The organism is Paraburkholderia sp. UYCP14C (assembly GCF_004197395.1).
Lineage (GTDB): Bacteria > Pseudomonadota > Gammaproteobacteria > Burkholderiales > Burkholderiaceae > Paraburkholderia.
On record NZ_SELS01000001.1, the window covers coordinates 1 to 14,917 of the forward strand.

Consider the following 14,917-nt stretch of genomic DNA (forward strand, 5'->3'; position numbering starts at 1 on the left):
GAGCCGTCGAAGGCGTGGGTCGACGCGATGCACGTGTCGCTGAACCTGTACGCGGAGCACGAGTTCAACGCGTCGACGTTCGCGGGCCGCGTGATCGCGGGCACGGGCTCGGACATCTACTCGGCAATCACCGGCGCGATCGGCGCGCTGCGCGGCCCGAAGCACGGCGGCGCCAACGAAGTCGCGTTCGAAATCCAGTCGCGCTACGAAACACCTGACGAAGCGGAAGCCGACATCCGCCGCCGCGTCGAGAACAAGGAAGTCGTGATCGGCTTCGGCCACCCGGTGTACACGATCTCGGACCCGCGCAACAAGGTCATCAAGGAAGTCGCGAAGAACCTGTCGAACAAGGCGGGCAACATGAAGCTGTTCTCGATCGCCGAGCGGCTCGAATCGGTGATGTGGGACGCGAAGAAGATGTTCGCGAACCTCGACTGGTTCAGCGCGGTGTCGTACCACATGATGGGCGTGCCGACCGCGATGTTCACACCGCTGTTCGTGATCTCGCGCACGGCAGGATGGAGCGCGCACATCATCGAGCAGCGCGTCGACAACAAGATCATTCGTCCGAGTGCGAACTACACCGGACCCGAGAATTTAAAGTACGTGCCGCTAAATAGGAGAAAATAGCGGTCGCTGTGCGCTCCACAGCGCGTGCAGTTCAACCAGCGCGGCCGCCGGACCGGTCGTCCGCGCACTGTTTAACGGATTTTAGATAGAAAGGTTTTCTCCATGAAAAAGCTGATGATCGCCGCCATGATTGGCGCCCTGTCCACGACGATGCTGACCGTCGCGACTGACGCCGCTGCTGCGGACACGGCCACTACTACAACGACGAAGAAGGCCGTCGCCAAGCGCCCGGAGCCGCGCCGCCTGATCAAGCGCAAGGCAAATCCGGCGAAGGAAGCGAAGGTCGATCCGATCCCGGACGGCGCTGAAAAGTGGTCGTGCAAGGACGGCCTTGCTTTCGAAATGAAAGGCGACATGAAGCGTGACCAGGTCGTCACGGTTCACTGGGCGAACAAGAACTACAACCTGCCGCGCGAGACGACCACCACGGGCGCCGACCGCTTCCACGATGCAGCCACCGGTATGGACCTCGTCGTGATCCCGACCAAGGCCATGCTGTTCCAGGACAAGGACAGCTCGCGTCTGGCCGACGAGTGCAAGACGGTCGCCATGGAACAGGGCTCGCCGGCTGCAACGCAATCGAACGCGATCAACAAGACCGGCAACTGATTTTCGCCGCCAGGGAAGCTCCCGTGTCCGCCCCGATCTCCAACGTACGACCCGCCCCGGACGCCGTCCTGGTCGATATCGTCGACTACGTGCTGGATTACCGGATCGACAGCGCGCTCGCGCTGGAAACGGCGCGTCATTGCCTGATCGACACGCTCGGTTGCGGACTCGAGGCGCTTACCTACCCTGCCTGCACCAAGCTGATGGGACCGATCGTGGCAGGCACGATCGTCCCCAACGGCGCGAAGGTGCCGGGCACGTCGTTCCAGCTGGACCCGGTTCAGGCCGCCTTCAACATCGGCGCGATGATCCGCTGGCTCGATTTCAACGATACGTGGCTCGCTGCCGAATGGGGCCATCCGTCCGACAACCTCGGCGGCATTCTCGCGACGGCCGACTGGCTCTCGCGCACCGCCATCGCGGCCGGCAAAGCGCCGCTGACGATGAAAGACGTCCTGATCGCGATGATCAAGGCGCACGAAATTCAAGGCTGCATCGCGCTCGAGAACTCGTTCAACAAGGTCGGGCTCGATCATGTGCTGCTCGTCAAGCTCGCGTCGACCGCGGTGGTCGGCCAGCTGATCGGCCTCACGCGCGACGAGCTGATCAACGCGGTATCGCAGGCGCTCGTCGATGGGCAGGCGCTGCGCACGTACCGCCATGCGCCGAACACCGGTTCGCGCAAATCGTGGGCCGCCGGCGACGCGACCTCGCGCGCCGTGCGCCTCGCGCTGATATCGAAAACCGGCGAGATGGGCTATCCGTCGGTGCTCAGCGCGAAAACGTGGGGCTTCTACGACGTGCTGTTCAACGGCAACGCGTTCAGGTTCCAGCGTCCGTACGGCTCGTACGTGATGGAAAACGTGCTGTTCAAGATCTCGTTTCCGGCCGAGTTCCACGCGCAAACCGCCGCGGAAGCCGCGCTCGCGCTGCATGCGCAGCTCGCAGCTCAAGGCCGGCGCGTCGAAGACATTCGCCGCATCACGATTCGCACGCACGGAGCGGCGATTCGCATCATCGATAAAAAGGGCCCGCTGAACAATCCGGCCGATCGCGATCATTGCATCCAGTACATGATCGCGGTGCCGCTGATATTCGGCCGACTGACCGCTGCCGACTACGAAGATTCAGTGGCGCAGGACGCGCGTATCGATGCGTTGCGCGCGACAATGGAATGCGTCGAAGACCCGCAGTTCACGAAGGATTATCACGACCCGGACAAGCGTTCGATCGCCAATGCGCTGACGATCGAATTCAACGACGGGTCGAAGTTCGGTGAAGTCGTAGTCGAATACCCGCTCGGTCATAAGCGCCGTCGTGAAGACGGAATTCCGTTGCTGGTCGAGAAGTTCAAGACCAACCTCGCGCGGCGCTTTCCGGTCAGGCAACAACTGGCGATTCTCGACGTATCCCTCGACCAGGCCAAGCTCGAAGCGACGCCGGTCAATGAATACGTCGATCTCTACGTCATCTAGGTTGAGTACTGTAGTTCCGCGATCCAATCCAAGGAAAACACCATGGCCCACAACCTCCACAAAACGCTCAAGGAATTCGACAGCGGTTCCGGCAAAGGCAAGTTCTACTCGCTGCCGCAACTCGGCAAGGCTCTGAACCTCAAGATCGACCGCCTGCCGGTCTCGATCCGTATCGTGCTGGAATCGGTGCTGCGCAACTACGACGGCAAGAAGATCGCCGAAGAACACGTCACGCAACTGGCGAACTGGAAGCCGACCGCGGCTCGCGTCGACGAAATCCCGTTCGTCGTGTCGCGCGTCGTGCTGCAGGACTTCACCGGCGTGCCGCTGCTCGCCGACATCGCCGCCATGCGCGGCGTCGCGAAGGCCGTCGGCAAGAACCCGAAATCGATCGAGCCGCTGGTGCCGGTCGATCTCGTCGTCGACCACTCGGTGCAGATCGACCACTTCCGCGAGAAGAACGCGCTCGACCTGAACATGAAGCTGGAATTCCAGCGCAACAACGAGCGCTACCAGTTCATGAAGTGGGGCATGCAGGCGTTCGATACGTTCAAGGTCGTGCCGCCGGGCGTCGGCATCGTTCACCAGGTGAACCTCGAGTACCTCGCGCGCGGCGTGCACAAGAAGGCCGACGGCGCGGACACCGTGTACTACCCGGACTCGCTGGTCGGCACGGACAGCCACACGACGATGATCAACGGCATCGGCGTGGTCGGCTGGGGCGTGGGCGGTATCGAAGCGGAAGCAGGCATGCTCGGCCAACCGGTGTACTTCCTGACGCCGGACGTGGTCGGTGTGCATCTGAAGGGCAAGCTGATCGAAGGCGTGACCGCCACCGACCTCGTGCTGACGATCACCGAACTGCTGCGCAAGGAGAAGGTCGTCGGCAAGTTCGTCGAGTTCTTCGGCGAAGGCACGCGCTCGCTGTCGGTGCCGGACCGCGCGACGATCGGCAACATGGCGCCGGAGTACGGCGCGACGATGGGCTTCTTCCCGGTCGACGAAAAGACCATCGACTTCTTCCACGGCACGGGCCGCACGGACGCGGAAATCTCGGCGTTCGAAAACTACTTCAAGGCGCAGGAGCTGTTCGGCATTCCGGCCGACGGCGACATCGACTACACGAAGGTCGTCACGCTGGATCTCGCCACGGTCGCGCCGTCGCTGGCTGGCCCGAAGCGTCCGCAGGACCGCATCGAGATCGGCCACGTGAAGTCGACCTTCACCGACCTGTTCTCGAAGCCGGTCGCTGAAAACGGCTTCGCCAAGAAGGCCGCCGATCTCGACGCGCAATACACGACGAGCAACGGCGTCGACGTGAAGAACGGCGACGTGCTGATCGCCGCGATCACGTCGTGCACGAACACGTCGAACCCGAGCGTGCTGCTGGCCGCCGGTCTGCTTGCGAAGAAGGCCGTCGAAGCTGGCCTGACGGTCGCGCCGCACATCAAGACCTCGCTGGCTCCGGGATCGCGGATCGTCACCGAGTACCTGACCAAGACCGACCTGCTCAAGTACCTCGACAAGCTCGGCTTCACGCTGGCCGCTTACGGCTGCACGACCTGTATCGGCAACGCGGGCGATCTGACGCCGGAACTGAACGACGCGATCACGAAGAACGACATCGTCGCGGCGGCGGTGCTGTCGGGCAACCGCAACTTCGAAGCGCGTATCCACCCGAACATCCGCGCGAACTTCCTCGCGTCGCCGCCGCTCGTGGTCGCGTACGCGATCGCCGGCAACATCACGCGCGACCTGATGACCGAGCCGGTCGGCAAGGGCACGGGCGGCAAGGACATCTACCTCGGCGACATCTGGCCGACCAGCGAAGAAGTCAACGCGCTGCTGAAGTACGCGATGGATGCCGACGCGTTCCGCAAGAACTACTCACAGCTCACGAAGAAGGGCGACCTGTGGAGCAAGATCGAGGGCGAAGAAGGTCAGGTCTACGACTGGCCGAAGTCGACCTATATCGCCGAGCCGCCGTTCTTCGGCAAGGACTTCTCGATGACGCCGGCGTCCAGCATCGCGCCGGTCAAGGGCGCGCGCGCACTGGGCATCTTCGGTGACTCGGTCACGACCGACCACATCAGCCCGGCAGGCTCGATCAAGGAAGACTCGCCGGCAGGCCGCTGGCTGAAGGAAAACGGCGTGCAGAAGGCCGACTTCAACAGCTACGGCTCGCGCCGCGGCAACCACGACGTGATGATGCGCGGCACCTTCGCGAACGTCCGGATCAAGAACCTGATGATCCCGGCGAAGGCGGACGGCACGCGCGTTGAAGGCGGCCTGACGATTCACCAGCCGAGCGGCGAACAGCTGTCGATCTACGACGCGGCGATGAAGTACATCGGCGCCGACACGCCGACCGTCGTGTTCGCGGGTGAAGAGTACGGCACGGGCTCGTCGCGCGACTGGGCGGCCAAGGGTACGCAACTGCTGGGCGTGAAGGCTGTGGTCGCACGCAGCTTCGAGCGGATCCACCGTTCGAACCTCGTCGGCATGGGTGTTTTGCCGCTGCAGTTCAAGGGCTCGGATAGCGTGCAGTCGCTCGGCATCACCGGCGAAGAAACGTACGACATCGAAGGCCTCGGCGACGACTTCAAGCCGCAACAGGAAGTCACGCTCGTGATCCACGGCAAGGACGGCGACAAGCGCGTTCCGGTGCTGCTGCGTATCGACACGCCGATCGAAGTCGACTACTACAAGCACGGCGGGATTCTGCCGTTCGTGCTGCGCTCGCTGCTGGCTGCTTAAGTTCAGCGGCGACGCAAACAGCCTCGCTGTTTTGCAGGGGCTGCGTCCTGTGGAGGGCGCAGCCGACTTTGAAGCCCGACCTCAGGTCGGGCTTTTTTTTGGGCTCACTGGACGTCACGGCTGGCGCGCCGCGTTTTCGCCATTACTTCAAGCCGAAATCGACCCGCGTCGTCGCGCCCTTGTCCTTGATGTCGTCGGCATTCATCTTCGGCGCGACGATGAACACGCGGCTGCTGTCGATCTTGCCTTCCAGGTACTGTTGCACGCTCTGCGCGCGCTGCTGCGCGAGCTGCCGCAGGCTTGCGTCGTCGATCGGCGCATTGGCCGCGAGCGCGCCCTTCATGTCGTCGTCGGGCAGCGTCTTCGTCATGCCGATGAAGTTGCGCGGCTTCTTGAAGTCGGAGGACTTGTAGGCCTTGGTCAGATACTTGTCGTAGTCCTGCGGATCGACCGTGACAGTCGACGGATCGACGCTCTCGCCATTCCCCACCATGTCCTTGATCTTCTGCCGCTTGACCATCCGATCGACGTACAGCGTGCGCAGCGCCGGCTCGTCCACCTTCGGATCGACGCGGCCGATCAGGTCGATGCGGATCGACGGCTTGTCGGTGAGCGCCTTCACGATGGTGTCGAGTTTTTCCTTGTCGGCGTCGGTGAGCGTGGCCGAGCCGGCCGCGAATTCGACGTAACCGAGGTCCTCGCCATTGCCGCCGAACGCGTGCGCGATCAGCGTGAACGGCGCGGTCACCGCCTTCTCGAGCAGATTGAGCACCGCATGCCAGATCAGCCCGCCGATGCTGAACTCGGGGTTCGACAGCGAGCCCGACACCGGCAGGTTCACGTCGATCTCGCCACGCGAGTTCTTCAGCAGCGAGATCGCGAAACGCACGGGCAGCTTGGTCGCGGTGTCGTTGTCGATGTGGTCGCCGAACGTCAGCTGATCGATGAACAGGTGGTTGTTGGCGTTCAGCTGATCGTTCGCGAGCTGGTAATGCAGATCGACATTGAGCTTGCCCTTCGTGATCGGATAGCCCGCGTATTTCGCCGAATACGGCGTCAGGTTAGTCAGCTCGATATCGTGCGCGGTCGCGGTCAGATCGAGCGCCGGTTTCGCGATCAGCGGATTGACGGTGCCGCGGATCGTCAGCGGACCGTTGGCCGCGAGCCTCGCGGCGACGTCGACCGGTGCGGAGGTGGTCGACTCCGTACCGAACGCGCCGATCGTGCCCTGAATGTCGACGAGGTTCGCCGTGTAGTTCGGCTTGATGAAGTTGTCGGTGTAGGTCACGCGACCCTGTTGCAACACCAGTTGCCCGAAGTGCAGCTTGACCGGGCTTTGCGGCGGCGTCGCGGCCGTTGCGGGGGCGGCGGGTGTCGCCGCCGCCTTGCCCGGCGCGGCGGCCGATGCCTTGTCCGGCGCGGCGACCGGTGCCGACGCCGCGACCGCTTCCGACACCGCCTCGGGCGTCAGCGGAATCGGGTGCGAACCGCTCTTGTCGCGCGTCAGCGACTGCGATGTACCGCCCTCGTGCGCGACCACATCCTTCAGGTTCAGCTTGCCTTGCGCGTCGAGCAGCACGCGCCCATAGAACTTCGAGAACGTCACGCGGCCCGCATCGACCACGGTGCCGTGCTCGTCGTAGTCGGCCTTCAGGTTCGACAGGGCGAGCGAGCCCCAGCCCGCGAACGGGTCGGACGTCGCCTTATCGAGCATGCGCACGTCGACGAGCGCCATGTCGCCGTGATAGTTCGCCTTCAGCGACTTCGCCTGGGAAACCGCGAGATTGCCGTTCGCGTTCAGCAGTGCGCTCGCGAGCGATGCATTCAGCTTGCTGCTGAAGTACGGCTCGAACGCAGCCGCATCGAGCCGGTTCGCGTCGATCTTGATGTCCAGCTTCAGCGGCGTCGCGGTCACGTCGCCTTTCACGGCAAGCGTGCCCTTTTTGTTCAGCGTTGCTTGCAGGTCGACCGGCAGCGCACGGCTCAGGTCGTCGCTGATCTGCTGCACCTTCAGCTGCACCGGCGTAAAGCTCAGTTTGACCGGTTGCGGCGTGGTGTTGTCGGTGAAATTGGCGGTTGCGTCTTTGAGCGTCAATTCGCCGATCTTGTAGCGCCACGCGGGCCCCTCGGCCTGCGCCTTTTTCGCCGCGTGAATCGCCGTGCGCTCGGTCGCCTGTTGATGCGCCCCCGCGAGCGCATTCAGATTGATGCTGCCGTCCTTCAGGCGCTGCGCGTCGACCGCGAGGCCGGTTGCGTCGACGCTCGTCACGTCGGCCGTGCGCGCCGCGACGTCGACCTGCTTGACCACCACGTTGCCCTGCGCGAGCGAGATCACCGGCGTCTTGTCGCCGCGCGCGGCGAGCTTCACCGCCTGCATGTCCAGCTTCGTGTCCGCGACCGTCAGCGCCATCGGCGACTTCGACCAGTTCGCGTCGATATTCGTCGTCGCGGACAACGCGCCGTCGAGCACCTGCGCGGACGTCGCGGTGTCCAGATACGGCTGCAACGGCGGCAGTTTCAGCGACTTCAGATCGAGCTTCGCGCTCGCGGTCTTTGCCGCGAGGCCGACGGTGCCGTCGGCGGCGAGCGAACCGCCGCTGTCCTTCAGGTTCGTGTTCAGCGTGTAGTGCGCGGGCGCCGACGCGAGCGTCGAGAAATCGGTCAGCGTGACCGCGAGGTTTTGCAGTCCGGCTTCGACCGGACGTGACGCGGCTTCGTCGTGGACGTTCACCGTGCCGTCGTTGAGCGTGAAACGTTTGATCGCAACGTCGAACGGCGGGGCCGCTTTTTCGGCGGCGGCGGTTTTGGCATTCGCGTTCGCGGCTTCCGGGGTTTCCGGGGTTCCCTTTGCCGCCGTTTTTTCCGGCGCCGACGCGAACATACGCTCGACGCTCAATACACCGTCCTTGTCGCGCGCGAGACTCGCGCTCGGCGCGTCGATGCGGATGTCGTCGAAGTGATAAACGTTCTTCAACGGCTCGAGCGATGCCGCCGCCACGTGCACTGCGCGCGCCGCGAAAAACGGCGCCTTGCCCTGATCCTGTACGTCGACGTCGTTCAGGTCGACGGTGCCGGCCACGCGCAGCGACGGCGTGTCGTTCGACACTTCGAAGTTCAGCTTCAGGTCGGTGGACAGCTTGCCCGACTGCACGATCACCGGCAGCTTCGACGGCGCGTAAGACACCAGCTTCGGCACGTCGAGATCGTCGAAGCGCAGCGACACCTCCGACTCGCGCGACGCCGCGAAGGGCTTGGTCTTGCCGTCGATCGCAAGCTGACTGTCACCGTCGATGCGCGCGCGCAGCAGCGGCTCGACGAAGATATCGGTCTTCGATGGCAGCGTCGCGATGAACGGAATGCCGAGCTTCCATTGATCGATCACGTGGCTCGTGCCGAGCAGGCGGTCGTCGAATCTGATCTGGCCGTTTTCGACGCGGATGTTGGAAACAGAGAACTGCGTCGGCTTGCTGTTCGGTTTGGCCGGCTGATTCGCGAACTTCTCGATCAGGTCGCTGAAATTGAAGTGCTGCGCATCGAGGCGAACGATATGAAAGCGCGGCGAATCGACCTGCACTTCGTCGACGATCGGCGCGCCGCGAAACAGCGAGCTCCATGACGGCTTCACGATGAGCCGCGAAATATCGATGAAGTCGCCCGCGCCGCCGCGCTCGCCGATATGCACGTTGTCGGCCTCGAAACGCAGCGTGTACGGGTTGAGCGCGATGCGGCCGATCGACGCCGGCCGGTCGAGCTGCTTGCTCAGTTGCTGGCTCGCGATGTGGCGAATCAGAGGCGGCGCCGCGAAAAAGCCGAGCAGGCCGAACACGACGACGAAGATCAGCAGGCCTATGAGAATCCGTCGCGTGCGGTGCGACTGCGCGACTCCGCGCACGGTCTGTATGGACGAGGCTAACGATGCTTTATTGAGGCTTGCCATGCTCGGTCTGGATGAATGCGGCGGCAAGCCCGCCGCGAAAAACAGTGATCCCGCAAGCGGCAGTATAAATCTTCAATCAATCGTTAGACAGGAATGTCAGCCCCCCCTTTACGATTCGTGCTGCTGACCGATTCGCTTTCCAGCGATGCAAATTCTAGCGAGCGTTAGATAACGAAACCGGACGGCGCGCGGTTTGCCCGCGCGCCGTTCACGTCATTGGCGCACGACCGGCGGCGGCTGCCAGCTGCCGTCGGTGGCTTGCGGCTTCGGCGCATACATGCGAAGCACCAGTTGCATGTCCGCGCGCGGTGCGGGCAGCCAGTTGCCGGTCCGGCTGCGCGTCGACGACACGATCACGTCGAGCGAACCATCGCGATTGCGGCGCGCGCCATTGCGATCGCCGACCGCGAGCCGCGACGGTGCGCTCTCGCTCAGCGCGCCATCCTTCGTGTATGCGGTGATCGTCCAGAAGCCGCGCACCGGCGGCAACTGGTTCGCCGCGAAGTGAATCACGTAGCGATTCGCGCCGTTCAGCGTGTTGCCGTCGCTGTCCTGCGTGACGAATGCGCGTACTTCGTCTTCCTTGGTACCGATGCCCAACTGCGTGCTCGCCGCATACGCGCGCAGCCCATAGTCGGGACCGTAGTTGCCGACGGCGTCGCCGAACCAGCTCCAGCCGTTCGCGCTGAGCAGATTCGACGGCGGCGCCGCGACGCGATCGCGACCATCGGCGAGACCGGCCGCCAGCGCATCGGATGACTTCGGCAGCTTCACGGGATCGCCCGGCGTGACGCCGAGGTCGGCGAGAAATTTGAGTGCATGCGGATCGGCCGGTGTCGGCGGACTGTCGGGCAACGCGTCGGCCAGACGGTTGAAGAAGCCGCTCGCGTCGAGCGCGGCGACCTGCTGCGCCGGCGTGCCGCTCGGCGCTGCGACGCCGCTTGCGTAACCGCGCGGCGGCACCGCCTGTTCCGCGTCGCCGACGAACACGCTCAGCGGCTCCAGGCGGATCGCGTGCTGCAGCTTGCGCACCGCGTTCAGATCGCGCGCGCCGTTCGACTGGATGCGCACGCTGACCCATGCGTTGCGGGTCGGCACTTCGACGCGCTTCGCGCCCTTCGGCAGCTCGCCCTTCCAGCCCGGTGCGACGAATGCGATCGTCTGCGCGCGCAGGCCCTTCGCGGCGCCCGTGCCCGCGCCGAACTGCGGCCCCGTCGACCACGCGACGTTGGTCCACATGTCGAGCACGCGCGCATCGACGTAACGGCCGTGCGAATCGGGTAGCGCCAGGATCACCGGCTCGGCGGCAAGGTCGAGCCAGCCGGTCGAGTCGAGCGTGTCGAGGCTCGGCTGCGGCGGGTTGGCCGCGCCGATCGGCGGCAGCGCCTGCGCGTGACGCAGCGTGTTGAAAGGCGCCTGGCCCGGCTCGGTGCCGACCGCCGCGTCGCGCGCGGCGCTCATCAGCACGAGCGGATAGCCGAACACGTACGAGTCGGCGACTTCGTCCTTGATCCAGCCGGTGCTTTGTTGCGTCGCTATGGGGGTCGACGCACAGCTGGCCAGCAGTGCGAGACCCGCGAGCGATGCGCAGGTTCGTTGAAGCAAAAACAACTCGCGGAGATTTTTTATCATTCGTTCAGAGTGCGGAGCTTGCGGTCCTATGGGAGATGCCGGTGTGCAGCGCCAGGTGCATGCGCGGTTCTCCCGAAACACTGCGCAGCCAGTCCGCGGATTGCGATTCCGACAACATCGCGTTGTATCGTATCCTTGCTAGCCAGGCAAGCACAAAGCAGGGAATTGCGCCTGTCGGCGCGCAGGCGGCTCACCGATGGAACAATCGGCTCGTCGCCCCATTATGTCCCCGCGCCAACGGCTCGCGCGAGCGCACCATGCTTTTTCGATTCAAGGATTCGTCGATTCACCTGCTTTCCGATTCCCCCCACTCTTTCGTCGTCCTGCATTCGGAGCGTTTCAATGTACATGCCCGCCCATTTCGAAGAGAACCGTCCAGAGGTTCTTCACCGCCTGATCGCCGAGCATTCGTTCGGCGCGCTGATTACGCACGGTCCCAACGGGCTCGATGCGAATCATCTGCCGTTCGAGGCGCAAGCGGACGCGGCGGATTCGTCACGTCTGGTGTTGCGCGCGCACGTCGCGCGGGCGAACCCGGTCTGGCAGGAAGTCTCGACCCGTCCTGAAGCGCTGGTGATCTTCCAGGGGCCGACCGCCTATATTTCGCCAAGCTGGTACCCGAGCAAACACGAAATGCACAAGCAGGTGCCGACCTACAACTATATGGTCGTGCATGCACATGGCAGGATTGTGGTGCATGACGATGAATCGTTCGTGCGCGGCCTCGTCGCGCGACTCACGCGCAAGATGGAAGCCGGCGAGCCGGTGCCGTGGAAGATGGGCGACGCGCCGGCCGACTACATCGCGCAGATGCTCGGCGCGATCGTCGGCATCGAGATCGAGGTGACGCGGCTCATCGGCAAATGGAAGCTCGGCCAGAACAAGGGGGCCGAAGACCGGCGCGGCGCGGCGCAAACGCTGCTCGCGCGCGACGGCGATCAACAGAAGGCGGTGGGTCAGGCGATGCTGGATGCGCCGCCGGCGTTTTGACGGCGGCCGCATGATCCGGCCTTGACCTTCCCATCATTGGAAGGTCGATACTGGATTGATGACGCGGCCCAATGCCGCTACGAGCCTTGCCATGACCGACCTTGCCAACCCGCAGCGCCCCGCCGACGCTGCTGCCTCCTCGCCACTTACGCGCGTCGTCGAACTCGACATTGGCGGGATGACGTGCGCGTCGTGCGCGAGCCGCGTCGAAAAGGCGCTGACCAAACTGCCGGGGGTGGCGCGCGCGTCGGTGAATCTGGCGACCGAGCGCGCCCGCGTGGAAAGCGACGCGACGCTCGGCCCGCAGCAACTGGCCGATGCCGTGCGCAAAGCCGGCTACGAAGCAACGCCGGTTGCAACTGCCGAGATTGCCGCGCAAACCGCGGCACCCGCCGCCACGCCGCCAACCACCGAACTGGAGATCGGCGGCATGACCTGCGCGGGCTGCGCGTTGCGCGTCGAAAAAGCGCTCGCAAAGGTGCCCGGCGTCGAGCGCGCGTCGGTCAATCTGGCGACCGAAACCGCCACCGTATACCCGCAAAGCTCCGCATCCGCCGATCCCGGCGCGCTGATCGCCGCCGTCAGGAAAGCCGGCTATGAAGCGACGCTGAGCGCGCCGCCCGCTCCAGCCGCTCCAGCCGAAGCGACGGCAGCCAACGCCGCGACCGCCGACGTCGACGACACCGTCGCCACGCCGCCCGCCCCCGCCGTCGACCGCAAGCAGATTCAAACCCGCCGCGACCTCGCGAGCGTCGTCGCATCCGCGCTGTTGACGCTGCCGCTCGTCGCACCGATGTTCGGCGAATGGTTCGGCCTCCACGCGATGCTGCCGGCGTGGCCGCAGTTCGTGCTCGCGTCGATCGTGCAGTTCGTGTTCGGCGCGCGCTTCTATCGCGCCGCCTGGCGCGCGGTGCGCGCTGGCGCGGGCAACATGGACCTGTTGGTCGCGCTAGGCACCTCGGCCGCGTACGGCATCAGCGTCTACGAACTCGCGACGCATCCGGGCGACACGATGCATCTGTACTTCGAGGCATCGGCGGTCGTGATCACGTTGGTGCGCTTCGGCAAATGGCTCGAAGCGCGCGCGAAGCGCCAGACCACCGACGCGATCCGCGCGCTCAACGCGCTGCGCCCCGAGCGCGCGCGGATCCGCGACAGCGCTGGCGAACGCGAGGTGCCGCTCGCGCAGGTGCGCGTCGGCACCGTCGTGGTCGTGCGGCCGGGCGAGCGCGTGCCGGTCGACGGCGCGGTGCTCGAAGGCCGCACGCATATCGACGAAGCGCTGATCACGGGCGAAAGCCTGCCGGTGCCGAAGCAAACCGGCGACGCCGTCACGGCCGGCTCGATCAACGGCGAAGGCGCGCTCGTGGTGACGACCACCGCGATCGGCGCCGAAACGACGCTCGCGCGCATCATCCGGCTCGTCGAAAGCGCGCAAGCCGAGAAGGCGCCGATCCAGCGCCTCGTCGACCGCGTCAGCGAAGTCTTCGTGCCGGCCATTCTCGCGCTCGCCGCGCTGACGCTGATCGGCTGGCTCATCGCCGGCGCGGGCGCGGAAACCGCGATCCTGAACGCGGTCGCGGTGCTGGTGATCGCCTGCCCGTGCGCGCTCGGACTCGCGACGCCCGCCGCGATCATGGCCGGCACCGGCGTCGCCGCGCGCCACGGGGTGCTGATCAAGGATGCCGAAGCGCTGGAAATCGCGCATCGCGTGTCGATCGTCGCGTTCGACAAAACCGGCACGCTGACGCTCGGCCAGCCCTCGGTCACGGCGTTCGAGCCGGTCGGCGGCGTGAGCCGCGACGAAGCGCTCGCGCTCGCGGCGGCGGTGCAACGGCATAGCGAACATCCGCTGGCGCGGGCGGTGGTGCGCGCGCACGAGGCTCAGCTCGGGCAAATGCGCGGCGCCGACAAGGGCGGCCCACACGCCAGCGCCGCTCGCGCAGTCGCCGGCCGGGGCGTCGAAGCCGACGTCGACGGCCGCACCCTCGCCCTCGGCAGCACACGTTGGCTGCGCGAGCTCGGCATTGCCCTGCCGCCCGCGCTCGCCGACAGCGCCAACCAACTCGAATCGGCGGGCAACACGGTGTCGTGGCTGATGTCGCGTGCGCCGCATGCCCCCGAAGCGCTCGCGCTGATCGGCTTCGGCGACACGGTGAAGCCGACCGCGCGCGCGGCCGTCGCGCGGCTCGCGCGGATGGGCATCCGCAGCGTGCTCGTGACCGGCGACAACCACGGCAGCGCGGCGAGCGTCGCGCGGGCGCTCGGCATCGACGAATTCCACGCCGAAGTGCTGCCCGACGACAAGGCCCGCGTAATCCGCGACCTGAAGATGCGCCACGCCGGCATCGTCGCGATGGCGGGCGACGGCATCAACGACGCGCCGGCGCTCGCCGCCGCCGACATCGGCATCGCGATGGCGACCGGCACCGACGTCGCCATGCACGCCGCCGGCATCACGCTGATGCGCGGCGACCCGGCGCTCGTCGCCGATGCGATCGACATCTCGCGCAGAACCTGGCGCAAGATCCAGCAGAACCTGTTCTGGGCCTTCGTGTACAACCTGATCGGCATTCCGCTGGCCGCGTTCGGCCTGCTCAATCCCATGCTCGCGGGCGCGGCGATGGCGTTTTCGAGCGTCAGTGTGGTCACCAATGCACTGCTGCTGAGGACGTGGCGAAGCGCGCCCGGAAGAACCGTTGATCCGGAGCGCTGAGCCGCGCAACAATACTTTCCCGCATTTCGCGTCGTCCTTCCGTTGGGGGCCCATTGTGGCCCCCTTCGGTTTATTACGAACTGCTTTCTCTCATCCTAAAGCCCCTCGCCTCCCGCGCCGTAAACCAGTAAATCGATGCCGTTCGCGGCCACGCCCGACGCGCATCGCCCG

General features: G+C 65.2%; 8 protein-coding genes. 6 read left to right on the forward strand and 2 right to left on the reverse strand.

Annotated elements, in window-relative coordinates; genetic code table 11:
• The 4 genes from EVC45_RS00005 to acnA all read left to right on the forward strand — a co-directional run.
• On the forward strand, positions 1 to 630 hold a 630-nt coding region (locus EVC45_RS00005), incomplete at its 5' end, for a citrate/2-methylcitrate synthase (protein ID WP_306770723.1).
• A 102-nt stretch (positions 631 to 732) separates the two neighbouring features.
• The gene (locus EVC45_RS00010) at positions 733 to 1,239 is read left to right on the forward strand and encodes a hypothetical protein (RefSeq protein WP_129955996.1); all 507 of its coding nucleotides are present in this window, start codon (positions 733 to 735) and stop codon (positions 1,237 to 1,239) included.
• 23 nt (positions 1,240 to 1,262) lie between these two features.
• The gene (locus EVC45_RS00015; protein WP_129955997.1) at positions 1,263 to 2,714 is read left to right on the forward strand and encodes a bifunctional 2-methylcitrate dehydratase/aconitate hydratase; all 1,452 of its coding nucleotides are present in this window, start codon (positions 1,263 to 1,265) and stop codon (positions 2,712 to 2,714) included.
• 42 nt (positions 2,715 to 2,756) lie between these two features.
• Positions 2,757 to 5,471: an aconitate hydratase AcnA gene (acnA, locus tag EVC45_RS00020; protein ID WP_129955998.1), complete on the forward strand. Its 2,715-nt coding sequence runs from the start codon at positions 2,757 to 2,759 to the stop codon at positions 5,469 to 5,471.
• Positions 5,472 to 5,613: 142 nt separating this feature from the next.
• Here acnA and EVC45_RS00025 read toward each other — a convergent pair whose 3' ends face one another.
• Together EVC45_RS00025 and EVC45_RS00030 are read right to left on the reverse strand one after the other, a co-directional pair.
• Positions 5,614 to 9,408 (reverse strand): DUF748 domain-containing protein, encoded by a 3,795-nt coding sequence (locus tag EVC45_RS00025; protein WP_129955999.1) that lies wholly within the window; start codon positions 9,406 to 9,408, stop codon positions 5,614 to 5,616.
• A 213-nt stretch (positions 9,409 to 9,621) separates the two neighbouring features.
• Positions 9,622 to 11,040, reverse strand: coding sequence for a DUF1254 domain-containing protein (locus tag EVC45_RS00030; protein ID WP_168991370.1), 1,419 nt, complete (start codon positions 11,038 to 11,040; stop codon positions 9,622 to 9,624).
• Positions 11,041 to 11,382: 342 nt separating this feature from the next.
• Between EVC45_RS00030 and EVC45_RS00035 the strand changes: the two genes are divergently transcribed.
• Together EVC45_RS00035 and EVC45_RS00040 are read left to right on the forward strand one after the other, a co-directional pair.
• Entirely contained in the window at positions 11,383 to 12,030 is a 648-nt protein-coding gene (locus EVC45_RS00035) for an FMN-binding negative transcriptional regulator (RefSeq protein WP_129956001.1), read from the forward strand.
• A gap of 91 nt (positions 12,031 to 12,121) precedes the next feature.
• Positions 12,122 to 14,746, forward strand: coding sequence for a heavy metal translocating P-type ATPase (locus tag EVC45_RS00040; RefSeq protein WP_129956002.1), 2,625 nt, complete (start codon positions 12,122 to 12,124; stop codon positions 14,744 to 14,746).
• The last annotated feature ends 171 nt before the right edge of the window (positions 14,747 to 14,917 follow it).

What these genes read in the sequence shown, in the direction of transcription:
- EVC45_RS00010 (WP_129955996.1), top strand. Translation starts at nt 733, where the DNA reads ATGAAAAAGCTGATGATCGCCGCCATGATTGGCGCCCTGTCCACGACG.
- acnA (WP_129955998.1), top strand. Translation starts at nt 2,757, where the DNA reads ATGGCCCACAACCTCCACAAAACGCTCAAGGAATTCGACAGCGGTTCC.
- EVC45_RS00025 (WP_129955999.1), bottom strand. Translation starts at nt 9,408, where the DNA reads ATGGCAAGCCTCAATAAAGCATCGTTAGCCTCGTCCATACAGACCGTG.
- EVC45_RS00030 (WP_168991370.1), bottom strand. Translation starts at nt 11,040, where the DNA reads ATGATAAAAAATCTCCGCGAGTTGTTTTTGCTTCAACGAACCTGCGCA.
- EVC45_RS00035 (WP_129956001.1), top strand. Translation starts at nt 11,383, where the DNA reads ATGTACATGCCCGCCCATTTCGAAGAGAACCGTCCAGAGGTTCTTCAC.
- EVC45_RS00040 (WP_129956002.1), top strand. Translation starts at nt 12,122, where the DNA reads ATGACCGACCTTGCCAACCCGCAGCGCCCCGCCGACGCTGCTGCCTCC.